The organism is Nocardioides sp. S-1144 (assembly GCF_005954645.2).
In the GTDB taxonomy this organism is placed as follows: Bacteria; Actinomycetota; Actinomycetes; order Propionibacteriales; family Nocardioidaceae; genus Nocardioides; species Nocardioides dongxiaopingii.
The window spans coordinates 3,102,499-3,126,831 of sequence record NZ_CP040695.2 but is presented as its reverse complement, the minus strand read 5'-3'; the positions used below and the strand labels follow the sequence as shown (position 1 = coordinate 3,126,831).

Sequence of the window (24,333 nt, the reverse complement as noted above, 5' to 3'; positions counted from 1 at the left end):
CGTCCGCATGGCGCCGAGCCCCACCGGCAGCCCGCACGTCGGCCTGGTGCGCACCTGCCTCTACAACTGGGCCTTCGCGCGCCACCACGGCGGCACCTTCGTGCTCCGCATCGAGGACACCGACACCGCGCGCAACACCCAGGAGTCCTACGACGCGCTGTTCGACCTCTTCGGCTGGCTCGGCCTGCACTGGGACGAGGGCCCCGACGTCGGCGGCCCGCACGCGCCGTACCGCCAGTCCGAGCGCGGCGAGCTGTACGCCGACGCCCTGGCCCGGCTCGCCGCGGCCGGCCACACCTACCGCTGCTTCTGCACCACCGAGGAGGTCGACGCGCGCCGGAAGGCCAGCGGCTCCAAGGTGCAGGGCTACGACCGGTTCTGCCGCGACCTCTCCGCCGAGCAGGTCGCCGCGTTCGAGGCCGAGGGCCGTGGCGCGGTCGTCCGGTTCAAGATGCCCGACGGCGACATCGCCTTCGACGACCTCGTGCGCGGCACGATCTCCTTCCACTCCGACAACGTCACCGACTACGCGCTCGCCCGGGCCAACGGCGAGCCGCTCTACACCCTGGTGAACCCGGTCGACGACGCGCTGATGGAGATCACCCACGTCCTGCGCGGCGAGGACCTCCTGTCGAGCACACCGCGCCAGATCCCGCTGTACGCCGCCCTCGCCGACGTCGGGATCGGCACCGGCGCCCCCGAGTTCGGCCACCTGCCCTACGTGATGGGCCAGGGCAACAAGAAGCTCTCCAAGCGCGACCCCGAGGCCAACGCGCTCGCCTACCGCGACCAGGGCTACCTGCCCGAGGGGCTGCTGAACTACATGGCCCTGCTGGGCTGGGCGATCGCGGCCGACCGCGACGTGTTCACCCTCGACGAGATGGTCGAGGCCTTCGAGATCGGCGACGTGAACGGCAACCCGGCCCGCTTCGACCTCAAGAAGTGCGACGCCATCAACACCGCGCACATGCGGCGGCTGGCCCTCGACGACATCACCCATCGGGCGCTGCCGTTCCTCAAGGACGCCGGCGTGGTCGGTGACCCCGTCACCGACGCCGACGCCCAGCTCCTCGAGCAGGCGATGCCGCTGGTCGGCGAGCGGATCAACAAGCTGACCGAGGCCGTCGACATGCTCGGCTTCCTGTTCGCCGACGAGGAGTCGTTCACCCGCGACGAGGCCGACGTCGCCAAGCTGCTCGACGGTGACGACGGGGCCGGGCGCGACATCGTCCGCGCCTCGCGCGACGCCGTGGCCGACCTGCCCGTCTGGTCGACCGAGACCATCCAGGCGGCGCTGCAGGCCGCGCTGGTCGAGGAGCGCGGGCTCAAGCCCCGGGTGGCCTTCGGTCCGGTCCGCGTCGCGGTCACCGGCCGCCGGATCTCCCCGCCGCTCTTCGAGTCCATGGAGCTCCTCGGACGGGAGCGCAGCCTGGCGCGTCTCGACAGCGCGCTGGCGTGACGGCGTCCGCCGGCGTGCCGGACGCGCGCACCTCGCCGTCCGGGCGCGACGGCCTGGAGTACCACCAGCTCTTCCGGGCCGGCCGCCAGCCGGTCGCGGCGTGGTCGCTGCTCGGCGCGCTCGCGGTCGCCGTGCTGTTCCTCGTCGTGAACGTCGTGGTCGTCGTCTCGGTCTTCACGGTGTGGTTCGCCGCGACCGGGACGCCGGCCGACGAGGTCACCGACAAGGTGGCGCGGCTGGCCGACACCGACCCGGTCACGCCCGGCGTGCTGCTCTTCGTCAACCTCGTCATCGTGCTGGCGATCCCCGGCACCTGGCTGTGCGTGCGGGCCTTCCAGGGGCTCGCACCGCGGTGGCTGACCTCGGTGCGCCCGCGGGTGCGCTGGCGCTGGCTGGCGGCGTCGTTCGGAGTCTCGCTGTTCGCCCTGGTCCTGACGATCGTGCTCGGCTCGCTGCTCCCCGCCAGCGGCGACACCGGCACGGTCTCGGGGGAGCTCAACGACTTCACCGCGACCAGCCGCGACTTCCTGCTGGTGATCGTGCTGCTGACCCCGCTCCAGGCGATCGCGGAGGAGTACGTCTTCCGGGGCTACCTCACCCAGGCCTTCGGCGGCCTCGTCGCCGACCTCCGGGTCTCGCGCGCGGTCGCCGTCCTGGCGCCGGCGGTGCTGTTCGCCCTCGCCCACGGCACCCAGGACTTCCCGGTCTTCGTGGACCGCCTCGCCTTCGGGATCTCGGCGGGGATCCTGGTCATCGCGACCGGGGGCCTCGAGGCCGGCATCGCCTACCACGTCGTGAACAACCTGCTCGCCTTCGGCATCACCCTCGCCGTCGGCGACATGACGACGGTGCTGACCCCCGAGGGCGGTAGCTGGTGGGACGTCGCGCTCACCGTGCTCAAGTCCGTCATCTTCGTCGGGCTCTCGATCTGGGTGGCGCGCCGGATGGGCGTGCAGACGCGCGTCAGCCGCGAGGGCCTGGCCGAGTTGGCCCGTCCCGGAGCCCGCGTGTAAGGTTTCCACTCGGCCTCCGGACCTCGTCCAGGAGTGCCGAACAACAGTAGAACAGTGGGATATGGTGTAATTGGCAACACAGCTGGTTCTGGTCCAGTCGTTCTAGGTTCGAGTCCTAGTATCCCAGCGAGATCGGGTCCTCCGGGTCCCGATTTGTCCCACCGGCAGGCGGATCTGTAAGGTTCCACCGGTCGCCACCAGCACTGGTGTGGGACATGCCCCCGTTGTGTAGCGGCCTAGCACGGCGCCCTCTCACGGCGTTAGCGCCGGTTCGAATCCGGTCGGGGGTACACAGCACGAAGCCCGGTCCTCCAGGACCGGGCTTCGTTCGTTTTCGTCCGCTCGCGCCCCGCCGTCCGCGCGGGCGGGACCCTCAGGCGCAGAGGCCGGCGGCGACCCGCTCGGCGCTCTCGTCGGACTCCTCGTCGGAGCCGCCCGTGGAGCCGGAGCCCGACCCGGACGTGCCACCGGAGCCACCGGAGCCGCCGTCGCCGTTGCCGCCGTCGCCGCCGGAGGGGTCGTCGTCGGCGCCGATGCTGCCGGCGCTGAAGTCCTTGCCGAGCTTCTGGTCCTGACGGATCCGCTCCCACAGGTCGTCGGCGCCGGGGCCCCACACCAGGGTGACCGTGGGGTTGTCGGGGTCGGGCTCGATCGGCACGGTGATGAACTTGATCTTGTCGAGGTCGGTGCCCTGCACCTCCATCGCGAGGTCGACGAGCTTGCCGACCTTGTCGAGCCCGCTGTCGACCTCGATCGAGGAGGTGAAGGCGCCGAGGAAGTCGATGACCTTCTGGGGCTGGGTGAGGGTGCCGGCGGAGCTGACGGTGCTGATCATCGAAGCGATGAAGGCTTGCTGGCGCTTCATCCGCCCGATGTCGGCGTTGACCGACAGCACCGAGCGCTCGCGCACGTAGTTCAGCGACTGCTGGCCGTCGAGGACCTGGGTGCCGGCGTCGAAGTGGATGTTGTGCTCGTCGTCGTCGACGTCCTTGGGGATGCAGACCTCGACGCCGCCGACGGCGTCGACCATCTCCTTGAAGCCGTTGAAGTCGAGGGAGATGAAGTGGTCGATGTGGATCTTGGTGAGGGCCTCGACGGTCTGCACCGCACACGTCGCCCCGCCGACGGCGAACGCGGTGTTGAACCGGACGCCGTCCTCGCCGGCCACCTCCTCGCCGCCGACCCGGCAGTCGGGGCGGTCGATGATCGCGTCGCGCGGCAGGCTCACGCCGTAGGCGCTCTTCCGGTCCTGCGCGACGTGCAGCAGGATCGTGGTGTCGGCGCGCTGGGAGCCGTCGGCGTTCTCGTTGTCGATGTCGTTGCCGGCGCCGGCGCGCAGGTCGGAGCCCAGGACCAGGATGTTCAGCGGCTCCGGGTCGCCCTTCTCGACGCCGTCCGGCAGCACCTTGTCGACCTGGTGCTCGACGTCGACGCCGTCGGCGATGTTGTCGTTGAGGTTCTGGTGGACGAGGAACACGCTGCCGGCGGTGACGAGCGCGACGACCAGCTGGGTCGCGAGGATCGTCGACCAGACGGCACGCCGGTGCGGCTTGCGCGGCTTCTGGAGCCTGCGGCTGCCCGGCTGGCTCACGTCGGCCTGCGCAGCGCCGCTGCTCTCCTCGTTCACGTGGGCATTCTCTCACCGACCTGGTGAGGGGGCGGGTGCTCGTGCGCGTCGGCCGCCCACCCCGCTGTCCGATTCCCGCCGGAACTCCCACCGGTGGAGGATGATGATGGGTGCCATGAGCGCCCACGTCCGTCTCGATCCCGAGACCTGCTACCGCGCCGTGAAGTCGCGCGACCGGCGCTTCGACGGCGTCTTCTACGTCGCCGTCCGCACCACCGGGATCTACTGCCGCCCCTCGTGCCCGGCCCGGACGCCGGCGTCCGCGAACGTGTCGTTCCACGCGAGCCCGGCCTCGGCGCAGGCCGGTGGCTACCGCGCCTGCAAGCGCTGCCTGCCCGACGCCACCCCGGGCAGCCCCGACTGGGACGTCGCCGCCGACGTCGCCGGCCGCGCGATGCGGCTGATCTCCGACGGCGTCGTCGACCGCGAGGGCGTGGAGGGGCTGGCCGCCCGGATCGGCTACACGCCGCGCCACCTGACCCGGGTGCTCACCGCCGAGCTCGGCGCCGGGCCGCTGGCCCTGGCGCGGGCGCGGCGCGCGCAGACCGCCCGGGTGCTGATCGAGACCACCGACCTCGGCTACGCCGACATCGCCTTCGCCGCCGGGTTCTCGAGCGTGCGGCAGTTCAACGAGACGGTGCGCGTCGTCTACGCGGCCAGCCCGACCGAGCTGCGCGGGCGGCGCGGCGGGCGGCGCACGCCGGGGGCGGTGACGATGCGCCTCGCGGTGCGGACGCCGTTCGCGGGCCGCGCCCTGATCGACTTCCTCGCCTACCACCTGGTGCCGGGCGTCGAGGTCGCCGGCGACGGCTGGTACGCCCGCACCCTCGACCTGCCGCACGGCCCGGGCACGGTGCGCCTGGCCATGGGCGACGCGCTCGAGCCGGGCCAGACGGCGTTCGTCGAGGCCCGCTTCGAGCTCGCCGACCTGCGCGACACCGCCGCGGCCGTCGAGCGCGCCCGGCGGCTCGTCGACGCCGACTGCGACCCGACCGCCGTCGCCGACCACTTCGCCGGTGACCCCGTCATCGGACCGCTGGTGCGCCGCACGCCGGGTCTGCGCCTGCCGGGCCAGGTCGACGGCGACGAGACGGCCGTGCGCACCGTGATCGGCCAGCAGGTCAGCGTCACCGGCGCGCGCACCGTCACCGGCCGGGTCGTGGCCGAGCACGGACGCCGCCTCGACCGGGTCGAGACGACGCTGCCCGGGCTGACCCACCTGTTCCCGACCGCGGCCGAGCTCGCCGGCGTCGACCCCGGGACCCTGCCGATGCCGCGGGCCCGCGGGCGCGCGCTGGTCGGCCTGGCCGCGGCGCTGGCGGGGGGCGACGTCGTCCTCGACCGCGGGACCGACCGCGCCGTCGTCCGGGAGACGATGCTGGGGCTGACCGGCATCGGGCCCTGGACCGCCGACTACGTCGCGATGCGCGCCCTGGCCCACCCGGACGTCTTCCTGCCCACCGACATCGGCGTCCGCAACGCGCTGCGCGGCCTGGGCCACGATCCCGTCGAGGTGATCGCCCGCGCCGACGACTGGCGGCCCTGGCGCTCCTACGCGCTGATGCACCTCTGGAACACGCTCATGCCCCCGACGCCGGCCGCCGCGCCGGCCGACCAGATGGAGAACTGACATGTGGACCGTCATCGACTCACCGATCGGCGAGCTCCGCCTCGTCGAGCACGCCGGTGCCATCACCGCGATCGAGTTCTCCCCGTGGCGCGAGGTCGCCGCCGCCAACGGCCAGCCGCGCGGCGTCCGCTCCGACGACCACCCGCTGCTCCTCGAGTGCGCGCGCCAGCTGGCGGCGTACTTCGCCCGCGACCTCAAGGAGTTCGACCTCCCGCTCGCGCCCACCGGCTCGGCGTTCCAGCAGCAGGTGTGGGACGCGCTCTGCGGGATCGGCTACGGCGAGACGGCGTCCTACGGCGAGGTCGCGCACCGGATCGGCCGCACCAACGCTGCCTCGCGCGCCGTCGGCCTCGCCAACGGCAGCAACCCGATCCCGATCGTCATCCCGTGCCACCGCGTCATCGGCGCCAACGGCACCCTCACCGGCTACGCCGGCGGTCTCGAGCGCAAGCAGCTCCTGCTCGGCCTCGAGCAGGACGCCCTCTTCTGACCGCCCCTCCACCGGGATTTCGGCCTCCCAGTTCAGGTTTCCCCGGTCGACCGGGGATACCTGAACTGGGGGGCCGGTATTTGGCCCGACAAGTTCAGACTTCCCCGGTCGACCGGGGAAATCCCGCGCCCGGGCTACTCCGCGGCGGCGCGCCGCAGGGACTCGGAGAGCCGCTCGGCGGCGGCGAGGACGGCGGGGGCGTGCATCCGGCCGGGCTGGCGGGAGAGGCGCTCGAGCGGGCCGGAGACGGAGACGGCGGCGATGATCTTGCCGCCGGGGGAGCGGACGGGGGCCGAGACCGAGGCGACGCCCTGCTCGCGCTCGCCGACCGACTGCGCCCAGCCGCGGCGGCGGATGCCGGAGAGGGCGGCGGCCGAGAAGGCGGCGTTCTGCAGGCCGCGGTGCATGCGCTCGGGGTCCTCCCAGGCCAGGAGCACCTGGGCGGCCGAGCCGGCGCGCATCGTCAGCTGCGAGCCGACCGGGATCGTGTCGCGCAGGCCGGAGGGTCGCTCGGCGGCGGCGACGCAGACGCGGTGCTCGCCCTGGCGGCGCCACAGCTGGGCGGACTCGCCGGTGATGTCGCGCAGCCGGGCCAGCACGGGGCCGGCCGTGGCGAGCAGGCGGTCCTCGCCGGCGGCGGCGGAGAGCTCGGCGAGGCGGGGGCCGAGCACGAAGCGGCCCTGCATGTCGCGGGCCACCAGCCGGTGGTGCTCGAGGGCGACGGCGAGGCGGTGCGCGGTCGGCCGGGCCAGCCCGGTGCCGGCCACCAGACCCGCCAGCGTCGCCGGTCCCGACTCGAGTGCGGTGAGCACGAGGGCCGCCTTGTCGAGCACGCCGACGCCGCTGGAGTTGTCCATATGGCAAGATTACCGTCTCACAAGATGGGACGCAAGGCTTACGCTCGACCAGTGGTCGCAGCAGCAACCAGCGTAGGCGCGACCCGTTCGGGACGAAGGAGCAGGACACATGGGTAGGACCCTGTCGGAGAAGGTGTGGGACGAGCACGTCGTCCGGGCGACCCCCGGGGAGCCGGACCTCCTCTACATCGACCTCCACCTCATCCACGAGGTGACCAGTCCCCAGGCCTTCGACGGACTCCGCCTCGCGGGCCGCCAGGTCCGCCGTCCGGACCTCACCCTGGCCACCGAGGACCACAACGTCCCCACGATCGACTGGGACAAGCCGATCGCCGACCCGGTCTCGCGCACGCAGGTCGAGACGCTGCGCCGCAACGCCGAGGAGTTCGGCGTCCGGCTGCACCCGCTCGGCGACCTCGACCAGGGCATCGTGCACGTCGTCGGCCCGCAGCTCGGGCTGACCCAGCCCGGCATGACGATCGTCTGCGGCGACAGCCACACCAGCACCCACGGTGCGTTCGGGGCGATCGCGTTCGGCATCGGCACCTCCGAGGTCGAGCACGTGCTCGCCACCCAGACCCTGATGCAGGCGAAGCCCAGGACGATGGCGGTCACCGTCAACGGCACGCTGCCGGCCGGCGTCACCGCCAAGGACCTCGTGCTGACGCTCATCGCGCACACCGGGACCGGCGGCGGCCAGGGCTACATCGTCGAGTACCGCGGCCCGGCCATCGAGGCGCTCTCCATGGAGGGCCGGATGACGGTCTGCAACATGAGCATCGAGTGGGGCGCCAAGGCCGGGATGATCGCGCCCGACCAGACGACGTTCGACTACATCCAGGGGCGCCCAGAGGCGCCGCAGGGCGCCGACTGGGACGCCGCCGTGGCGCACTGGACCTCGCTCGTCACCGACGACGACGCCGTCTTCGACAAGGAGATCGTGCTCGACGCCTCCGAGATGACGCCGTTCGTCACCTGGGGCACCAACCCCGGCCAGGGCGTGCCGCTGGGCGCGAGCGTGCCGGACCCGGCCGACTTCGACGACGCCCAGGACCAGGTCGCCGCCGAGAAGGCGCTCGAGTACATGGGCCTGACCGCCGGCACCCCGATGCGCGAGGTCCGGGTCGACACGGTGTTCGTCGGCTCCTGCACCAACGGCCGCATCGAGGACCTCCGCCTCGCCGCCGAGATCATCAAGGGCCGCAAGGTCGACCCGAACACCCGGCTGCTCGTCGTGCCCGGCTCGGTGCGTGTCCGGCTCCAGGCCCAGGACGAGGGTCTCGACGTCGTGTTCAAGGAGGCCGGCGCGGAGTGGCGCGGTGCGGGCTGCTCGATGTGCCTGGGCATGAACCCCGACACCCTCGAGCCCGGCGAGCGCAGCGCGTCGACGTCCAACCGCAACTTCGAGGGACGCCAGGGCAAGGGTGGTCGCACCCACCTGGTCTCGATCCCGGTCGCGGCGGCCACCGCCGTCCGCGGCACCCTCTCGTCGCCGGCCGACCTCGAGCCGCTGTCGACCGACACCCCCGTCACGGCAGGAGCCTGAGCCATGGAGAAGTTCACCAGCCACACCGGCGTCGGCGTCCCCCTGCGCCGCAGCAACGTCGACACCGACCAGATCATCCCGGCCGTCTACCTCAAGCGGGTCACCCGTGACGGCTTCGAGGACGGACTGTTCTCGGCCTGGCGCAACGACCCGACGTTCGTGCTCAACAACCCCGTGTACGCCGCCGGCTCCGTGCTCGTCGCCGGCCCCGACTTCGGCACCGGCTCCTCGCGCGAGCACGCCGTGTGGGCGCTGCAGAACTACGGGTTCAAGGCCGTGATCTCCCCGCGCTTCGCCGACATCTTCCGCGGCAACTCCGGCAAGGCCGGCCTGCTCGCCGCGCAGGTCGACGAGAAGGTCGTCCAGCGGTTGTGGGACCTGCTCGCCGACCAGCCCGGGGCCGAGATCACCGTCGACCTCGAGACCCGCACCGTGCGCGCCGGCGAGGGTGTCGACGCGATCGAGGACTCCTTCGACATCGACGACTACACCCGGTGGCGGCTGCTCGAGGGGCTCGACGACATCGGCATCACCCTCGGCCACGCCGACGTGATCTCCGCCTTCGAGGCCGAGCGTCCCCGGTTCAAGCCCGCCACTCTCTGAACCCCACCAGCCAGCCGGCCGAGCCGGGGATCCCCGTGGTTGAGCGGGTCTGACCTCTTCCCGGCGCGACGCAGCGACCACGGTGCTCGGTCGCCCACGACGCGCATCCGCTCAACCACGCACAAAATGCGTCGGCGAGTTGCGGCGTGGCGATTGTGACGTGGCACACAAGTGCCTAGCGTGCAGAGCAGAGTCGGGCGTCTGTCCGGCGGCCCCTGTTCTCTGGAAGGGAAGACAGTGAACAAGACACAGCTCATCGACGCGCTCGCGGCGCGTTACGAGGGAAACCGCAAGCAGGCGGCGCACGCCCTGGACTCGGTGCTCGACACCATCACGCGCGAGGTGGCCAAGGGCGAGAAGGTCGCGATCACCGGCTTCGGCTCGTTCGAGAAGCGGGTGCGGGCCGCGCGCTGGGTCCGCAACCCGCAGACCGGTGACCGGATCAAGGCGAAGAAGAAGTCGGTGCCGAAGTTCACCGCCGGCGCCAACCTGAAGGACGTCGTCTCCGGCGCCACCAAGCTCCCCAAGCTCGCCGCCCCGGCGGCGAGGAAGGCGACCGCGCCGGCCCGGAAGGCGGCCTCGGCGGCGACGTCGGTGGCGGCGTCGGCGACGAAGAAGGCACCCGCGACCACGAGGTCGACGCCGGCCAAGACCGCCGCGAAGTCGACGGCCACCAAGTCGGCCACGACGTCGGCCACGGCCAGGAAGGCCCCGGCCAAGAAGGCCCCCGCCAAGAAGGCCCCGGCCACGAAGACGGCCGCCACGAAGAGTGCCACCACGAAGGCGCCAGCCACGAAGTCGGCGGCCAAGAAGGCGCCGGCCAAGACCGCCGCCAAGAAGGCGCCGGCCAAGGCCGCGGCGTCCAAGGCGACGGCCTCCAAGTCGACGCCGGCCAAGGCGACGCCCGCCAAGCAGACGGCGGCGAAGTCGACGGCGGCGAAGAAGACGCCGGCCTCGAAGACCACGACGAAGAAGGCGGCGGCCAAGAAGTCCTGACCGCCGCACGACGACGGGCCGTCCTCCTCCGGGAGGGCGGCCCGTCGTCCGGGCGTCCGCTCAGCCGGTGGGCAGGTCGAGCTCGGCGACCCGGCGCAGCGTCTCCGGGCCGACGCCGATGGCCAGGGCGGTGACGAGGTCCTCGACGTCGTCGACGTCGCGCCGCAGCGACGCCAGGTCGCCGCGCACCGCGAGGGCACCGCCGACCTCGTGGGCGCGCGCCGAGCCCTCGCCGAACGCCGGGTCGAACTGGTCGTGCGGCGCGGTGTAGAGCACCGTGCCCGTGCCGTCGGCGTCCGCGACGTAGGACGGCCCGCCCGGCACCAGCGCGTCGAGGGCGGCGTCCAGGTCGCCCGGACGCAGCGCCGGCAGGTCGGCCAGCAGCGCGACCGGCTGGGCGTCCGGCCAGCGCCGGACCGCCTCGGCGACGCCCTGGCGCAGCGCGGCGTTCAGGCCGGAGCCGTCGCCGTCCGGGATCGCGGCGCAGCCCAGCGCACCGAGGCGGGAGGCGAAGGCCGCGTCGTCGGTGACGGCGAGGACCGCACGCACCCGGGCGCTGGCCAGGCACGCCGCCGCGGTGTCGAGCGCGAACGCCTCGGCGAGGTCGCGGCGGCCCTGGTCGGGGAGGCCGCGCTGGAGCCGCGACTTCCCGCGGGCCGGCGGCTTGACCGGCAGCACGACGACGAAGGCGCCGTCGGGGGTGATGCGTGCGTCCACCGCTCGATCCAACCAGGTGGTTGCGCGGCCCGGGGTCCCCGGCCGAGTAGCCTGCGTCACTGTGAGAGTCCGCGAGTTCCAGGAGCCCCGGGGGTGGGCGTTCGTCGTCGGGGCGATGATCCTCAAGCCGCTGTTCCTCCTCACCACCAAGCCGCGCTGGGTCGACGGCACCAAGATCCCGGCCAGCGGGGGCTGCGTGGTCGTGATGAACCACGTGTCCCACGTCGACCCGCTGACCGCCGCGCACTTCTGCTACGACCACGGCCGGCTGCCGCGCTACCTCGCCAAGTCCGGGCTCTTCAAGGGCCGGGTGCTCGGCTACTTCATGCGCGCGGCCGGGCAGATCCCGGTGGAGCGGGCCAGCGTGAGCGCCGTCGGCGCCTACGACGCCGCCGTCGCGGCCGTGCGCGCGGGGGAGTGCATCGTGGTCTACCCCGAGGGCACGATCACCCGCGACCCCGACCTGTGGCCGATGAAGGGCAAGTCCGGCGCCGCGCGGATCGCGCTCGAGACCGGGTGCCCGGTGATCCCGGTCGGGCAGTGGGGCGCCCAGGCGCTGCTGGCGCCGTACGCCAGGAAGCCCGACCTGTTCCCGCGCAAGCCGATCCACATCGTCGTCGGCGACCCCGTCGACCTCTCCGACCTCGCCGGCCGGCCGCGCGACGCCGCCGTCCTCGACGAGGCGACCGGCCGGATCATGGCCGCGATCACCGGCATCGTCGAGGGGCTGCGCCACGAGAAGGCACCGCTCGAGCGGTTCGACCCGCGCAAGGCCGGCGTCTCGGAGATCGGCAACCCGCACGCGCGACGCAGGAAGACCAACGAGGAGGAGTCCGGATGAGTGGGGGAGCGAACCCGAAGGTCGCGGTGCTGGGCGCCGGCTCGTGGGGCACGGCGTTCTCGATCGTGCTCGCCGACGGCGGCAACGACGTCGCGATCTGGGCCCGCCGCGAGGAGGTCGCCTCGACCATCAACGAGCAGCGTGAGAACACCGACTACCTGCCCGGGATCCAGCTGCCGCCGTCGGTGAGCGCGACCCACGACGTCGAGCGGGCCCTGAGCGGCGCCGACGTCGTGATCCTGGCGACGCCGTCGCAGACCCTGCGCGGCAACCTCACCGAGTGGGCGCCGTCCATCGAGCAGGACGCCGTCCTGGTGTCGCTGATGAAGGGCGTCGAGCTCGGCACCCTCAACCGGATGAGCGAGGTGATCCACCAGGTCACCGGCGCCGGACCGGAGCGGATCGCCGTCATCTCAGGACCCAACCTGGCCAAGGAGATCGCGCGCCGCGAGCCGGCCGCGTCCGTCGTGGCGTGCGCCGACGAGTCGGTCGCCAAGATGCTCCAGGCCCGGGTGCACTCGCCGGCCTTCCGCCCCTACTCCAGCGACGACGTCCTCGGCTGCGAGCTGGGCGGCGCCTACAAGAACGTCGTCGGCCTCGCCGTCGGCATGGCCGTCGGGCTCGGCTTCGGCGACAACACCACCGCCTCCCTCATCACCCGCGGGCTCGCCGAGACCGCGCGCCTGGCGATGAAGCTCGGCGCGAACCCGCTGACCCTGATGGGCCTGGCCGGCCTCGGCGACCTCGTCGCCACGTGCTCCTCGCCGCTGTCGCGCAACCGCACCTTCGGCGAGAAGCTGGGCCAGGGCATGACCTCCGAGGAGATCTACGCCTCCACCCGGCAGGTCGCCGAGGGCGCCAAGTCGTGCGCCTCGCTGCGCGCCCTCGCCGAGCGCTCCGACTGCGACGCCCCCGTCGCGACGTACGTCGACGACGTCGTCGCCGGCCGGATGACCGCGCCCGAGATGATGGACGCCATCCTGGCCCGTGGGATCAAGTCCGAGGCCGGCTGACTTTCCCGCGCGCTGGGTCCTGGCGCGGGAGTTTCACCGCTGAAGCGGTGAAACTCCTGCTGGTCGGCTGAAACTTCATGCAGGAAGCGCCAGTTTCACCGCTCAGGCGGTGAAACTCCCGCGGCTCACCGCGGCGGACTCGCCGTCAACGTGTCGAGCGCGGTCTCGAGGTCGGACCACAGGTCCTCGACGTCCTCGATGCCGACCGACATCCGCACCAGCGCGACCGGGATGGTGGGGGACTCGGTGCGCCAGCGGCGCCGACGCTCGAAGGTCGACTCGACGCCGCCGAGCGACGTCGCGTGCACCCAGATCCTGGTCTTGCGCACCAGCAGGTCGGCGGCGAGCTCGCCCTCGGCCAGGACGATCGCGACGATGCCGCCGAAGCCCGGGTAGCGCACCTCGGCGACGGCCGGGTGCTCGCGCAGCCGGGTCACCAGCGTCTGTGCGTTGGCCTGGGCGCGCTCGACGCGCAGGTGCAGCGTGCGCATCCCACGGACGGCGAGCCAGGCCTCCATGGTGCCGGGCGTCGCGCCGGCGAGCCCGCGACGTCCCTTGAGCACCTCGAGGAGCTCGTCGTCGGCGGTGACGAGCGCGCCGATGAGGGCGTCGCTGTGGCCGGCGAGGTACTTGGTGGCGGAGTGGACGACGATGTCGGCGCCGAGCGGGATCGGCTGCTGGAGCAGGGGGGTCGCGAAGGTGTTGTCGACCACGACGTAGGCGCCGGCCTCGTGGGCCGCGGCCGCGATCGTCTCGATGTCGGCCACCTCGAGGGCGGGGTTGGTCGGCGACTCGAGCCACACCAGCGCGGCGTCCTGGCACTCGGCGACGACCGCGGCGGTGTCGGTGATGTCGACCAGGCGGCTCACCAGTCGCCCGCGGGCCTCCAGGTCGGCGACCGCCATCAGGCTGCCCTGGTAGGCGTGCTTCGGCAGCACCACCTTCGCGCCCTGGCCGACGAGGTCGAGCACGGTGGTCACCGCCGCCATGCCGGTGGAGAAGGCCAGGCAGCGTCCGCCCTCCAGTGCGCCGAGGGTGTCCTCGAACGCCGACCACGTCGGGTTGCCGTAGCGGCCGTAGTCGATGTCGCCGCCGGCGACGTAGGTGGAGGCCAGGGTGATCGGCACGTTGAGCGGCTGGTCGGGCTCGCGCGGGGGGCGGCCGGTCGTGACCGCGAGGGTCGCGGGACTCATCGGGAGAGGGGTCGGGCCGGGCACGTCGCGCTGGTCGGGCATGAGGTCGAGGATAGGGTCGGCGGCGTGACTGGCAGACGGAAGCCCCGCGTCGCCGTCGTCTTCGGCGGTCGCTCGAGCGAGCACGCCATCTCGTGCGTGTCGGCCGGGAGCGTGCTCGCGGCCATCGACCGCGAGCGCTACGACGTCGTCCCGATCGGCATCACCCGCGACGGACGCTGGGTGCTGGAGTCCGGCGACCCCGCCCGGCTCGCCCTCGGTGCCGGCGCGCTGCCGAGCGTCGACGGCGACCGCGCGGCGGTGACCCTGGCGCACGGGGTGAGCGGCACCGACCTCGTCGTCACCGACGCCGCCCGCCCGCCCGAGACCCTGGGCGAGGTCGACGTCGTCTTCCCCGTGCTGCACGGGCCCTGGGGCGAGGACGGCACGCTGCAGGGGATGCTCGAGATGTCCGGGGTGCGCTACGTCGGCGCCGGCGTCCTGGCCTCGGCGGTCAGCATGGACAAGGCGTTCATGAAGGTCGTGCTCGCCGACGCGGGGCTGCCGCTGATGCCGAGCCTGACCGTCACGACCCGCTCCTGGGCGGCCGACCCGGACGCCGTCCGACGACGGGCTGACGAGCTCGGCTACCCGCTCTTCGTCAAGCCGGCCCGCGGCGGCTCGAGCATCGGAATCTCCAAGGTGCACGACGCCAGCGAGCTCGACGGCGCGCTCGCGACGGCGTTCGAGCACGACCCGAAGGTGCTCGTCGAGGTCGCCGCGGAGGGCGCGCGCGAGGTGGAGTGCGGCGTCCTGCAGGCCCTCGACGGCGTCCCGGAGACCAGCGCGCCGGCCGAGCTGCGGGTCACCGGGAACCACGAGTTCTACGACTTCGAGGCCAAGTACGTGCCCGAGGAGGCGACCTCGGTCGACATCCCCGCCGTCCTGCCCGACGGCGTCGAGGAGCAGATGCGCGCGCTCTCGGTGCGCGCCTTCGAGGCCGTCGGCTGCGAGGGCCTGGCCCGCGTCGACTTCTTCGTCCTGCCCGACGGCTCGCTGGTGGTCAACGAGCTCAACACGATGCCGGGCTTCACCCCGCTCTCGATGTACCCCCAGATGTGGGCCGCCTCCGGCCTCGACTACCCGGCGCTCGTCGACCGCCTGATCGCCCTGGCGCTCCAGCGCGACACCGGCCTGCGCTGACCCGTCGCTGATCACTGACGGGTCAGCGGGGAATCTGACTGACCCGTCGCTGATCACTGACGGGTCAGCGGGGACTCCGGACTGACCCGTCGCTGATCACTGACGGGTCAGCGTCAGTCGCAGCGGGTCACGAGGGGGAGGTGCTCCTCGACGAGGGGGGCGAGCTCGGCGATGGCGGCGGCGGCGCGGTCGCCGCGGTCGCCGTCGCCGGGCACGAACACCTCCACGACGGGGCGGTTGCCGGCCGCCGAGAGCGTGGCGTCGGCGTCGGGGTCGTCGAGCACCTCGTTCGGGATGTACCAGCCGACTCCGTTGGCCACCTGGCACTGCGCGGTCAGGTCGAACCCCTCCGGCGTGGGGACGCCGCAGGTGACGACCATGGCGGGGTCGCCGTACGCCGCCCCGAGGGCGTCGTCGGGCTCGACGTCGACCCGCTCCTCGTCGGCCAGGGTCTCGGGCAGGTCGCCGACGAAGGCCTCGCACGCGGCCCGGTCGGCGTCGTCGAGGTCGTGCGACTCGATCTCGACCGGTCCGCCGCACCCCGCCAGCGCGCCGGTGAGGAGCAGCACGACGGCCGAGGACAGCACGACGCCCCGGGTCCGGCGGGACTCGGGGCGTCGGGGACGGCGCTGCACGCTCAGATGTGCACGACCGGGCAGGTCAGGGTGCGGGTGATGCCGTCGAGGTTCTGGACCTTGGAGACCACCAGCTTGCCGAGCTCGTCGACGTTGCGCGCCTCGGCGCGCACGATGACGTCGTAGGGCCCGGTGACGTCCTCGGCGAGCGTGACGCCCTTGATCAGGGCGATCGACTTGGCGACCTCGGCGGCCTTGCCCACGTCGGTCTGGATCAGGATGTAGGCCTGGACGACCATGCGGTTGCTCCTTCGGGACGGCATCGCGACGTTGCGCTGCTGGTGGGCGCTGCTGGGAGGTGCGGCGTCCAACCTATCGCGGGGCGCCGACCTGTCGATACCCGCCGTCCGGGGGCGGTCTGGTGGGATGGAGCCATGGCACCCCCGCCCGGCGCGACCCCGTCCCTCGGCCCGTCGGCGACCCTCGCGGACGCCGGTGAGTTCCGCCTGATCTCCGAGCTGGTGGCGCTCTTCGACCAGGGCGAGCACGTGCTCGTCGGCCCCGGCGACGACGCCGCCGTGCTGCGGATCCGGGGCGGGCACGTCGTGGTCTCGACCGACCTGGTCGTCGAGGGCCGGCACTTCCGTCGCGACTGGGCCAGCGCCGAGGACGTCGGGCACCGCGCCGCCGCCCAGAACCTCTCCGACATCAACGCGATGGGCGGGCGCGCGCACTCGCTGACCGTCGGCCTGGCCGCGCCGGCCGACCTCCCGGTCGCGTGGGCCCTCGACTTCGCCCGCGGCTTCGCCGCCGAGTGCGCCCTCGTCGGCGCCTCCGTCGTGGGCGGCGACCTGACCCGCGCCAGCGAGGTGGTCATCGCGGTCACCGTGCTCGGCTCGTGCACCCAGGCCCCGGTGCTCCGCTCCGGCGCCGCCCCCGGTGAGGTGCTGGCCATCACCGGGCGCCAGGGCTGGGCCGCCGGCGGCCTCGCCGTCCTGGGGCGCGGGTTCCGCTCGCCGCGGGCCCTGGTCGAGGCCTACCGCCGTCCCGAGCCGCCCTACGACGCGGGCCGGGTGGCCGCCGAGGCGGGCGCGACCTCGCTCATCGACATCTCCGACGGGCTGCTCGCGGACGCCGCGCACGTGGCCGCCGACTCGGGCGTCACCCTCGACGTCCGCACGGCGGCCCTCGACGTGCCCGAGCCGCTGCTCGCCGTCGGCGCCGCGCTCAACAGCGACCCCGTGCACCTGATCCTCGGCGGCGGCGACGACCACGCGCTCCTCGCGACCTTCCCGGACGCCGGCCGCGTGCCGCCGGGCTGGGCGGTCGTGGGCGAGGTCCGCGCCGCCGAGCCCGACCAGGTCGGCGTCGTCACGGTCGACGGCCGGCCGTACGACGGCCCCACCGGGTGGACGCACTTCTGAGCGGCGCCCCGGCGCCGCCGGGGGATCGATGAGTTCGCGGCGGCGGCGGGGTCACAGCCTCCAGGACCGCCGGAGCGCCGACGCGGTCGGACCGGGGAGGGCACCATGGGCAAGCTCGTCTACTCGATGATCACCTCGCTCGACGGCTACGCCGTGGCGGCCGAGGGCGACCTCGGCCACGGGGCCGACGACGAGGAGGTGCACACCTTCGTCGGCGAGGTCTTCGACGGCGTCCGCACCTACCTCTACGGACGCCGGATGTACGAGACGATGGTCTTCTGGGAGACCGCGCACGCCGACCCCGAGCACCCGCCGTTCGTCGTCGACTACGCCCGCGCCTGGCAGCGCGCCGAGAAGGTCGTGCACTCCACGACGCTGACCTCGGTGTCGAGCGCGCGGACGCGGATCGAGCGGAGCTTCGACCCCGCGGCCGTGCGACGGCTCAAGGAGGACTCCGAGCACGACCTCAGCGTCGACGGCCCGACCCTGGCCGCGCAGGCCATCGCGGCCGGCCTCGTCGACGAGTACCACCTGTTCGTCACCACCAGCGTGGTCGGCGGCGGCACCCGGTTCTTCCCCGACGGCGTCCGTCTCGACCTCGAGCTGGTCGAGGAGCGCTCGTTCCGAAGCGGCTTGGTCTACACCCGCTACCGGACGCGCTGACCCCACGACGGTCGTCGCGCCCGGACGACGACGAAGGCCGCCACCCGTGGGGTGACGGCCTTCGTGGAGGTGCGCGGGGTCAGCGGCTGACCTTGCCGGCCTTGAGGCAGCCGGTGCAGACGTTGAGGCGCTTCGGGGTGCCGTTCACGGTGGCACGGACGCGCTGGATGTTCGGGTCGAACCGGCGCTTGGTGATCTTGCGCGACCAAGGGCGGTTGTTGCCGAAGCTCGGGCGCTTGGCGCAGATGTCGCAGACGGCAGCCACGGGGGACACTCCTGAAAGTTGGATCGATGAATCGATGATCGGGGGCCCACCGGGGCGGGCAACCGAAGAAGAGTATCCCGCCGACGGGCGGTGCCAAAATTGTGGACCCGCGGTGCCCACCCCGCGTGACCGGCGCCACGCGGGCGGGGGAGCGCACTACTCTCTGCCCATCATGGAGCAGTCACCGGCGAGCGACCGCATCGAGCTGGCGGTCGTGCTGCGCTTCGTCGACATCGCCACCGACGCCCTTGCCGAGGCGCGCGAGGAGATCGACACCCTCAACGTCTACCCCGTGCCCGACGGCGACACCGGCACCAACATGTACCTCACCGTCTCCGCGGCCCGCGAGGCCGTGCGCACCGCCGCCGAGCAGGGCGCCGACCGCGAGCGCGCCCTGGCCGCGTTCGCCCGGGGAGCGCTGCTCGGCGCCCGCGGCAACTCCGGGGTGATCCTCAGCGAGATGCTCGGCGCGATCGCGCGCCGCATCGCCCGCTCGACCCCCGAGGAGCGCAACGCGCAGGTGATGTCGGAGGCCCTGCACGAGGCGACCGAGGCCAGCTACCGCGCCGTGGGCCAGCCCGTCGAGGGCACCATGCTCACCGTGGCCCGCGCGGCCTCCGACGCCGCCCGGGACCGTGCCCGGCACGACGACGTCCGGGCCCGCGACGTCTTCACCAGCGCCGCCGCCGCCGCCCGCGAGGCGCTGGCCCGCACGCCCGAGCAGCTCGAGGCGCTGCGCCACGCGGGCGTCGTGGACGCCGGCGGGCGCGGCCTCAGCGTCATCCTCGACGCGGCCGAGACCGTGCTCACCGGACGCCGTCCGAGCCCGGTGACCAGCCCGCGGCGGCCGGTCACCACGCCAGCAAGAGCGTCCGGCACCGCGTCCGGCACGGCGTCCGGCACCGCGTCGCCGGACTCCCTCGAGCCGCACGACCTCGCGCCCGACGGCCCGTCGTACGAGGTGATGTACCTCCTCGACGCCGACGACGACCACGTCGACCGGCTCCGGGTCCGGCTGGCGGCGCTCGGCGACTCGCTGGTCGTCGTGGGGGGCGAGGGGCTCTGGAACGTCCACGTGCACGTCGACGACGTGGGCGCCGCGATCGAGGCCGGCATCGAGGCCGGCCGCCCGCACCGCGTGCGGGTCACCCACTTCGCCGAGCAGCTCGCCGCCCGCCGCGCCGCCGAGCCCGGCCAGCCGGGCCAGCCGGGCCAGCCGGGCCAGGCGGGCCAGGCGGGCCAGGCAGGCCAGGCAGGACCGTCGGGCCGTCGTGTCGTCGTGGTCTCGGCCGGCGCCGGGCTGACCCGGCTCTTCGAGGACGCCGGCGCGGTGGTCGTCGCCGGGGGGCCCGGCCGGCGTCCCTCGACCGGCGAGCTCCTCGACGCGATCGTCGCCTCGGGGGCGCGCGAGGTCGTGGTGCTGCCCAACGACCCCGACTCCGTGCGCGCGGCCCGGATCGCGGCCGGCACCGCCGAGACCGACCTCGGCCTGCGCGTCGTCGTCATCCCGACGCAGGCGCAGGTGCAGGGGCTGGCCGCCCTCGCCGTGCACGAGCCCGGCCGCAGCTTCGACCTCGACGTCCTGGAGATGACCGCGACCGCCCGGCACGCCCGCCACGGCGCGGTCACCGTGGCGGCCAGGAACGCCCTGACGATGGCCGGCTGGTGCGAGCCCGGCGACGTCCTCGGCGTCATCGAGGGCGACTTCGCCGTCATCGGCGCCGACCAGCACGACGTCGCCACCACCGTGCTCCAGCGGCTCGTCGCCGGCGGTGGCGAGCTCGTCACGATCGTCGCCGGCGAGGGGGCCCGCGACCTCGCCGACCGCGCCGCGGCCTGGACCGAGGAGCACCACCCCACGGTCGAGGTCGTCGTCTACGACGGCGGCCAGGACCGGTACCCGCTGCTGCTGTCGGTGGAGTGAGGCAGGGTTGAGGGCGTGATCACCCTCGACTCACCCGTCGCGGCGGTGCTCGGCGAGTCGAGGAAGGCCAAGAAGTTCACCGACGGGCTCGGGATGCGCACCGTCGGCGACCTGCTGCACCACTTCCCCCGCAGGTACGTCCAGACCGGCACGCTGACCAAGCTCGACGACCTCCAGCCCGGTCAGATGCTGAGCGTCGTGGGCGAGGTCGTCAGCAGCCAGGTCAAGAGCCACACCGACCGGCGCACGGGCAAGGTCATGCACCGCGTCGAGACCTCGCTGCGCACCGACGGACCACGGCTGCAGATCACCTTCTTCGCCCGGAGCCACCAGTCCGCGCAGTGGCGCGCCACCAAGCTCGCGCCCGGACAGCCCGGCCTGTTCATCGGCCAGGCCAAGCTCTTCAACAACCAGTGGCAGCTGGCCCACCCGCAGATGGTGCTCTTCGGCGCCCAGGGCGGCAGTGAGGACGGCGACATCGCGACGGTCGAGGCGATCGCCGACCTCTACCCGATCTACCCGCTCACCAAGGGCCTCGAGTCGTGGGACGTCGCCCGCGTCGTCACCTTCGCGCGCTCCGTCGTCGACACGCTGCCCGACGTCGTCCCCGACACCGTGCGTGAGCAGTACGACGTGGTCGACGCCGCCACCGCGCTCGAGTGGGTCCACGTCCCCGAGCGCCTCGACCAGGTCGAGCAGGCCCAGCGCCACTACCGCTTCGAGGAGGCGCTGGTCACCCAGCTGGTGCTCGCCCGGCGGCGGCGGGCGGTGCGGGCGCTCGGCGCCCAGGCGCGCGACGGCGGCGACGGCGCCCTGCTGACGGCGTTCGACGCCTCGCTGCCCTTCGAGCTGACCGGCGGCCAGCGCGAGATCGGGGAGCAGGTCGAGGCCGACCTGGCCAACCCGTACCCGATGAACCGGCTGCTCCAGGGCGAGGTCGGCTCCGGCAAGACCCTCGTGGCCCTGCGGGCGATGCTGCGCGTGGTCGACTCCGGCGGCCAGGCGGCGCTGCTGGCGCCCACCGAGGTGCTCGCCCAGCAGCACCACCGCTCGATCACCGCGCTGCTCGGCGACCTGGCCGGGGGAGGGGTCTTCGGCGGCACGTCCGTCGAGCTGCTCACCGGGTCGATGAGCAAGGCCCAGCGCACCGGCCCGATGTCGCGGCTGGGCAGCGGCGAGGCCGGCATCGTCGTCGGCACGCACGCGCTGCTCGAGGAGCGGGTCCAGTTCGCCGACCTCGGCCTCGTCGTGGTCGACGAGCAGCACCGCTTCGGCGTCGAGCAGCGGGCCGCGCTCACCGACAAGGCCGGCTCGCCGCCCCACGTGCTGGTGATGACCGCGACCCCCATCCCGCGCACGGTCGCGATGACCGTCTTCGGCGACCTCGAGACCTCGGTGCTGCGCGAGCTCCCGGCCGGCCGGGCGCCCATCCAGTCCAACGTCGTCGACCTCGTCGAGCACCCCGGGTGGGCCGGCCGGGTCTGGGAGCGGGTCCGCGAGGAGGTCGACAAGGGGCACCAGGCCTACGTCGTGTGTCCCCGCATCGCCGGCGACGAGCTCGAGCAGGGCGAGGTCGACGTCCCCGAGGTCGACGAGGACGGCGAGCCGGTCGGGTCCCGGGTCGACCGGCCGCCGCTCGCGGCGGTCGAGGAGGTCGTCACCGAGCTCGCCGAGGGCCCGCTGGAGGGGCTGCGGCTCGCGGTCCTGCACGGCCGGATGGCGCCCGACGCCAAGGACGCGACCATGCGCGCCTTCGCCGCCGGCGAGATCGACGTGCTGGTCTCCACCACCGTCATCGAGGTCGGCGTCGACGTCCACAACGCCACCGCGATGGTGATCCTCGACGCCGACCGGTTCGGCGTCTCCCAGCTCCACCAGCTCCGGGGACGGGTCGGCCGGGGTGGCCTGCCGGGGCTGTGCCTGCTGGTCTCGCACACCGAGCCGCTCTCCCCGGCGCGCGACCGGCTCGACGCCGTTGCCGGCACCACCGACGGCTTCGAGCTCAGCCGGGTCGACCTCGAGCAGCGCCGTGAGGGCGACGTCCTCGGGCGCTCGCAGTCGGGCTGGCGCTCGACGCTGCAGAACCTGCGCGTCCTGCGCGACGAGCAGACCATCGTCGAGGCCCGCGAGGCCGCCGAGGCGCTGCTCGAGACCGACGAGTCGCTGGGCGGCACCCCGCTGCTCGCCGACGCCGTCGCCGACCTCGAGGCGAGCGCCAACGCCGACTTCATCGAGAAGTCCTGACGGGGCGGGTGGGGCGGGTGCACGGGTCGACGGTCCACCGGGGACTCCCACCGCTGCCGGCACCGTCGTCCCCGCGAGGCCGCACCACCCGCCCGACGTCCCCGAGCCACCGGAGGCCCACCGCATGACCCGCATCATCGCCGGCACCGCGAAGGGGCGCCGGCTCCAGACCCCGCCGGGCGAGCACACCCGTCCCACCACCGACCGGGTGCGGGAGGCGCTGTTCAGCGCGGTCGAGTCGTGGGCCGGCTCGCTGCACGGGCTCCGCTTCCTCGACCTGTACGCCGGCAGCGGGGCCGTCGGCCTCGAGGCGTGGTCGCGCGGCGCCGCCGGCGTCACGCTCGTGGAGTCCGACCGGGCCACCGCCTCCCTCATCGAGCAGAACGCCCGCACCCTCGGGTTCGCCGACGCCGAGGTGCACGCGACGCGGGTCCAGCCGTGCCTGGCCCGCGTGCCGCAGCAGCGCTACGACGTCGTCTACAGCGACCCGCCGTACCCGCTCACCGAGACCGACCTGGCCGAGGACCTCGACCTGCTCACCGAGTGGCTCGCGCCGGACGCCCTCGTGGTCGTCGAGCGGTCCCGGCGCAGCCCGGAGCCGACGTGGCCGACCGGGGCCCGGCCGATCCTCGGCGACCGCAGCAAGCGGTACGGCGAGACGGTGCTTTGGTACGGTCACGCACCGTGAGCACCCCCCGCGCCGCCCGTGGGCGGACCCGATGAGCAGGGCCGTCTGCCCCGGCTCCTTCGACCCCGTCACCCACGGGCACCTCGACATCATCGGGCGGGCCGCGTCGCTGTTCGACGAGGTGATCGTCGCGATCGGGGTCAACCCGTCCAAGAGCCGGCTCTTCGGCCCCGAGGAGCGCACCGAGATGCTGCGCCGCGCCGTCGAGCCGTTCGCCAACGTGCGGGTGGAGGGCTTCACCGGCCTGGTCACCGACTTCTGCCTGGCCCACGACGCCCCGGCGATCGTGAAGGGCCTGCGCGCCTCCAGCGACTTCGACTACGAGATGCCGATGGCGCAGATGAACTCCGCGCTCACCGGCGTCGAGACGGTCTTCCTGCCCACCAGCACCCGTCAGTCGTTCGTCTCCTCGAGCCTGGTCAAGGAGGTCGCGGCGTTCGGCGGCGACGTCTCGGCGTTCGTGCCCGACTTCGTGCTCGCGGCGCTGACGGCGCGCCTGGCCGCCGGGGGGACGACGTGATTTCGTCCTCGGGAACAACGCCAGTAGTCTTCTCGCTGATCTGTTTGTGCCCGGACCCGGAAGTGATCCCCTGACCAGCCTGGACCCGAGAGCGCCGCTCGTGCTCGATACCCGCGAGCTCGGCCGCCGCCCGGGGTCCCAACGTGAGGTGACGCTGACGGTGCCGGCACCGGCAGATCTGGGCATCGACGTCCTCGGTGTCGCCGAAGGAGCGCCGGTCCAGCTGGACCTGCGGCTGGAGGCGGTCATGGAGGGCGTGCTGGTCACGGGAACGGCCACGGCCGACCTCGAGGGCGAGTGCGCGCGGTGCCTGGACCCGATCGTCGACCAGGTCGACGTGAGGTTCCAGGAGCTGTTCGTGTACGGCGACTCCCGGGACTCCCGCGGCCGCCCGACCGACAACGCCGGTCCCGACGACGGCGACGAGGACGACGGTGTCAGCACGATGGAGGACGACCTGCTCGACCTCGAACCCCTGCTGAGGGACGCGGTGGTGCTCGCACTACCGTTCCAGCCGCTGTGTGAGGACGACTGCCCCGGGTTGTGCACCGAGTGCGGCGCCAACCTCAAGGAAGACCCGGATCACACGCACGAGGCCCCGATCGACCCACGGTGGGCGGCGCTCACCACGATCGAGAACACCCAGAACGACCCGAGCAACTAGGAGATCACCATGGCTGTCCCGAAGCGGAAGATGTCGCGGAGCAACACCCGGCACCGTCGCTCGCAGTGGAAGGCCGTTGCGCCGACCCTCGTCACCTGCGCGAACCCCGCGTGCGCCGCGAAGCACCTCCCGCACCGCGCGTGCGGCGAGTGCGGTCAGTACGGCGCCCGCGCCGACCGTCGCCAGGTCCTCTGAGACC

The 24,333-nt window shown here is 73.2% G+C and carries 25 protein-coding genes and 2 tRNA genes; 20 read left to right on the top strand and 7 right to left on the bottom strand.

Annotated elements, in window-relative coordinates:
- The first annotated feature begins 7 nt into the window (after positions 1–7).
- The 4 genes from gltX to FE634_RS14585 all read left to right on the top strand — a co-directional run bounded on the left by gltX (position 8) and on the right by FE634_RS14585 (position 2,762).
- On the top strand, positions 8–1,459 hold the full coding sequence (gltX, locus tag FE634_RS14600) for a glutamate--tRNA ligase (RefSeq protein ID WP_212721631.1): 1,452 nt from the start codon (positions 8–10) through the stop codon (positions 1,457–1,459).
- Positions 1,456–2,472, top strand: a complete 1,017-nt coding sequence (locus FE634_RS14595) for a CPBP family intramembrane glutamic endopeptidase (RefSeq protein WP_262347433.1) — start codon at positions 1,456–1,458, stop codon at positions 2,470–2,472. Before gltX ends, FE634_RS14595 begins: the two co-directional genes overlap by 4 nt.
- Positions 2,473–2,527: 55 nt before the next feature.
- A tRNA-Gln gene (locus FE634_RS14590) sits at positions 2,528–2,599 on the top strand.
- Between the two features lie 90 nt (positions 2,600–2,689).
- A tRNA-Glu gene (locus FE634_RS14585) sits at positions 2,690–2,762 on the top strand.
- Positions 2,763–2,845: 83 nt separating this feature from the next.
- Here the strand turns inward: FE634_RS14585 and FE634_RS14580 are convergent.
- Positions 2,846–4,099, bottom strand: a complete 1,254-nt coding sequence (locus FE634_RS14580; RefSeq protein WP_138876285.1) for an LCP family protein — start codon at positions 4,097–4,099, stop codon at positions 2,846–2,848.
- A gap of 115 nt (positions 4,100–4,214) precedes the next feature.
- Here FE634_RS14580 and FE634_RS14575 point away from each other — a divergent pair, with 115 nt between their 5' ends.
- Both FE634_RS14575 and FE634_RS14570 read left to right on the top strand, forming a co-directional pair.
- Positions 4,215–5,729, top strand: a complete 1,515-nt coding sequence (locus FE634_RS14575; RefSeq protein WP_138876284.1) for an AlkA N-terminal domain-containing protein — start codon at positions 4,215–4,217, stop codon at positions 5,727–5,729.
- A gap of 1 nt (position 5,730) precedes the next feature.
- Entirely contained in the window at positions 5,731–6,219 is a 489-nt protein-coding gene (locus FE634_RS14570; protein ID WP_138876283.1) for a methylated-DNA--[protein]-cysteine S-methyltransferase, read from the top strand.
- A 134-nt stretch (positions 6,220–6,353) separates the two neighbouring features.
- On the opposite strand, the gene FE634_RS14565 is transcribed toward FE634_RS14570, so the two are convergent.
- A complete protein-coding gene (locus FE634_RS14565; RefSeq protein WP_091021586.1) occupies positions 6,354–7,076 on the bottom strand; it encodes an IclR family transcriptional regulator in 723 nt (240 codons plus the stop codon).
- Positions 7,077–7,185: 109 nt separating this feature from the next.
- On the opposite strand from FE634_RS14565, the gene leuC reads away from it, so the two are divergent.
- The 3 genes from leuC to FE634_RS21895 all read left to right on the top strand — a co-directional run bounded on the left by leuC (position 7,186) and on the right by FE634_RS21895 (position 10,221).
- Complete coding sequence (gene leuC, locus FE634_RS14560) at positions 7,186–8,622, top strand: 3-isopropylmalate dehydratase large subunit (RefSeq protein ID WP_137293394.1); 1,437 nt, start codon at positions 7,186–7,188, stop codon at positions 8,620–8,622.
- 3 nt (positions 8,623–8,625) lie between these two features.
- On the top strand, positions 8,626–9,225 hold the full coding sequence (gene leuD / locus FE634_RS14555; protein ID WP_137293395.1) for a 3-isopropylmalate dehydratase small subunit: 600 nt from the start codon (positions 8,626–8,628) through the stop codon (positions 9,223–9,225).
- A gap of 237 nt (positions 9,226–9,462) precedes the next feature.
- Entirely contained in the window at positions 9,463–10,221 is a 759-nt protein-coding gene (locus FE634_RS21895) for an HU family DNA-binding protein (protein ID WP_138876282.1), read from the top strand.
- Between the two features lie 60 nt (positions 10,222–10,281).
- On the opposite strand, the gene cofC is transcribed toward FE634_RS21895, so the two are convergent.
- On the bottom strand, positions 10,282–10,938 hold the full coding sequence (cofC, locus tag FE634_RS14545; RefSeq protein WP_246060629.1) for a 2-phospho-L-lactate guanylyltransferase: 657 nt from the start codon (positions 10,936–10,938) through the stop codon (positions 10,282–10,284).
- A 61-nt stretch (positions 10,939–10,999) separates the two neighbouring features.
- Between cofC and FE634_RS14540 the strand changes: the two genes are divergently transcribed.
- A complete protein-coding gene (locus FE634_RS14540; RefSeq protein WP_137293397.1) occupies positions 11,000–11,779 on the top strand; it encodes a lysophospholipid acyltransferase family protein in 780 nt (259 codons plus the stop codon).
- A complete protein-coding gene (locus FE634_RS14535) occupies positions 11,776–12,792 on the top strand; it encodes an NAD(P)H-dependent glycerol-3-phosphate dehydrogenase (protein WP_148240723.1) in 1,017 nt (338 codons plus the stop codon). The genes FE634_RS14540 and FE634_RS14535 overlap by 4 nt, the downstream gene beginning before the upstream one ends.
- A gap of 125 nt (positions 12,793–12,917) precedes the next feature.
- Here FE634_RS14535 and FE634_RS14530 read toward each other — a convergent pair whose 3' ends face one another.
- Entirely contained in the window at positions 12,918–14,027 is a 1,110-nt protein-coding gene (locus FE634_RS14530) for a trans-sulfuration enzyme family protein (RefSeq protein ID WP_187366714.1), read from the bottom strand.
- Between the two features lie 24 nt (positions 14,028–14,051).
- On the opposite strand from FE634_RS14530, the gene FE634_RS14525 reads away from it, so the two are divergent.
- Positions 14,052–15,167 (top strand): D-alanine--D-alanine ligase family protein, encoded by a 1,116-nt coding sequence (locus tag FE634_RS14525; protein WP_148240722.1) that lies wholly within the window; start codon positions 14,052–14,054, stop codon positions 15,165–15,167.
- 113 nt (positions 15,168–15,280) lie between these two features.
- Here the strand turns inward: FE634_RS14525 and FE634_RS14520 are convergent, their stop codons facing one another.
- Both FE634_RS14520 and FE634_RS14515 read right to left on the bottom strand, forming a co-directional pair.
- Positions 15,281–15,802 (bottom strand): DUF3515 domain-containing protein, encoded by a 522-nt coding sequence (locus FE634_RS14520; RefSeq protein ID WP_187366713.1) that lies wholly within the window; start codon positions 15,800–15,802, stop codon positions 15,281–15,283.
- 2 nt (positions 15,803–15,804) lie between these two features.
- Positions 15,805–16,041, bottom strand: a complete 237-nt coding sequence (locus FE634_RS14515) for an Lrp/AsnC family transcriptional regulator (RefSeq protein WP_134767342.1) — start codon at positions 16,039–16,041, stop codon at positions 15,805–15,807.
- A 135-nt stretch (positions 16,042–16,176) separates the two neighbouring features.
- On the opposite strand from FE634_RS14515, the gene FE634_RS14510 reads away from it, so the two are divergent.
- Positions 16,177–17,166, top strand: a complete 990-nt coding sequence (locus FE634_RS14510; RefSeq protein WP_148240720.1) for a thiamine-phosphate kinase — start codon at positions 16,177–16,179, stop codon at positions 17,164–17,166.
- A 105-nt stretch (positions 17,167–17,271) separates the two neighbouring features.
- A complete protein-coding gene (locus tag FE634_RS14505) occupies positions 17,272–17,829 on the top strand; it encodes a dihydrofolate reductase family protein (RefSeq protein ID WP_148240719.1) in 558 nt (185 codons plus the stop codon).
- A 79-nt stretch (positions 17,830–17,908) separates the two neighbouring features.
- Here the strand turns inward: FE634_RS14505 and rpmB are convergent, their stop codons facing one another.
- Entirely contained in the window at positions 17,909–18,094 is a 186-nt protein-coding gene (rpmB, locus tag FE634_RS14500; RefSeq protein ID WP_134767345.1) for a 50S ribosomal protein L28, read from the bottom strand.
- A gap of 172 nt (positions 18,095–18,266) precedes the next feature.
- On the opposite strand from rpmB, the gene FE634_RS14495 reads away from it, so the two are divergent.
- The 6 genes from FE634_RS14495 (at position 18,267) to rpmF (ending at position 24,329) form a co-directional block, all read left to right on the top strand.
- On the top strand, positions 18,267–20,018 hold the full coding sequence (locus FE634_RS14495) for a DAK2 domain-containing protein (protein ID WP_148240718.1): 1,752 nt from the start codon (positions 18,267–18,269) through the stop codon (positions 20,016–20,018).
- Positions 20,019–20,033: 15 nt separating this feature from the next.
- Positions 20,034–22,262: an ATP-dependent DNA helicase RecG gene (locus FE634_RS14490; RefSeq protein WP_137293404.1), complete on the top strand. Its 2,229-nt coding sequence runs from the start codon at positions 20,034–20,036 to the stop codon at positions 22,260–22,262.
- A 124-nt stretch (positions 22,263–22,386) separates the two neighbouring features.
- Positions 22,387–22,950, top strand: coding sequence for a 16S rRNA (guanine(966)-N(2))-methyltransferase RsmD (rsmD, locus tag FE634_RS14485; RefSeq protein WP_148240717.1), 564 nt, complete (start codon positions 22,387–22,389; stop codon positions 22,948–22,950).
- Between the two features lie 31 nt (positions 22,951–22,981).
- Positions 22,982–23,470, top strand: a complete 489-nt coding sequence (coaD, locus tag FE634_RS14480; protein ID WP_138876278.1) for a pantetheine-phosphate adenylyltransferase — start codon at positions 22,982–22,984, stop codon at positions 23,468–23,470.
- A 70-nt stretch (positions 23,471–23,540) separates the two neighbouring features.
- Entirely contained in the window at positions 23,541–24,134 is a 594-nt protein-coding gene (locus tag FE634_RS14475) for a YceD family protein (protein WP_137293463.1), read from the top strand.
- Between the two features lie 9 nt (positions 24,135–24,143).
- Positions 24,144–24,329, top strand: a complete 186-nt coding sequence (rpmF, locus tag FE634_RS14470; RefSeq protein ID WP_134767351.1) for a 50S ribosomal protein L32 — start codon at positions 24,144–24,146, stop codon at positions 24,327–24,329.
- Positions 24,330–24,333 lie beyond the last annotated feature (4 nt).

Bases quoted from the DNA above. Each gene is read 5' to 3' on its own strand.
- gltX (WP_212721631.1), top strand. From the start codon at position 8: ATGGCGCCGAGCCCCACCGGCAGCCCGCACGTCGGCCTGGTGCGCACC.
- FE634_RS14575 (WP_138876284.1), top strand. From the start codon at position 4,215: ATGAGCGCCCACGTCCGTCTCGATCCCGAGACCTGCTACCGCGCCGTG.
- FE634_RS14570 (WP_138876283.1), top strand. From the start codon at position 5,731: ATGTGGACCGTCATCGACTCACCGATCGGCGAGCTCCGCCTCGTCGAG.
- FE634_RS14565 (WP_091021586.1), bottom strand. From the start codon at position 7,076: ATGGACAACTCCAGCGGCGTCGGCGTGCTCGACAAGGCGGCCCTCGTG.
- leuC (WP_137293394.1), top strand. From the start codon at position 7,186: ATGGGTAGGACCCTGTCGGAGAAGGTGTGGGACGAGCACGTCGTCCGG.
- leuD (WP_137293395.1), top strand. From the start codon at position 8,626: ATGGAGAAGTTCACCAGCCACACCGGCGTCGGCGTCCCCCTGCGCCGC.
- FE634_RS14535 (WP_148240723.1), top strand. From the start codon at position 11,776: ATGAGTGGGGGAGCGAACCCGAAGGTCGCGGTGCTGGGCGCCGGCTCG.
- FE634_RS14530 (WP_187366714.1), bottom strand. From the start codon at position 14,027: ATGCCCGACCAGCGCGACGTGCCCGGCCCGACCCCTCTCCCGATGAGT.
- FE634_RS14515 (WP_134767342.1), bottom strand. From the start codon at position 16,041: ATGGTCGTCCAGGCCTACATCCTGATCCAGACCGACGTGGGCAAGGCC.
- FE634_RS14510 (WP_148240720.1), top strand. From the start codon at position 16,177: ATGGCACCCCCGCCCGGCGCGACCCCGTCCCTCGGCCCGTCGGCGACC.
- FE634_RS14505 (WP_148240719.1), top strand. From the start codon at position 17,272: ATGGGCAAGCTCGTCTACTCGATGATCACCTCGCTCGACGGCTACGCC.
- FE634_RS14495 (WP_148240718.1), top strand. From the start codon at position 18,267: ATGGAGCAGTCACCGGCGAGCGACCGCATCGAGCTGGCGGTCGTGCTG.
- rsmD (WP_148240717.1), top strand. From the start codon at position 22,387: ATGACCCGCATCATCGCCGGCACCGCGAAGGGGCGCCGGCTCCAGACC.
- coaD (WP_138876278.1), top strand. From the start codon at position 22,982: ATGAGCAGGGCCGTCTGCCCCGGCTCCTTCGACCCCGTCACCCACGGG.
- rpmF (WP_134767351.1), top strand. From the start codon at position 24,144: ATGGCTGTCCCGAAGCGGAAGATGTCGCGGAGCAACACCCGGCACCGT.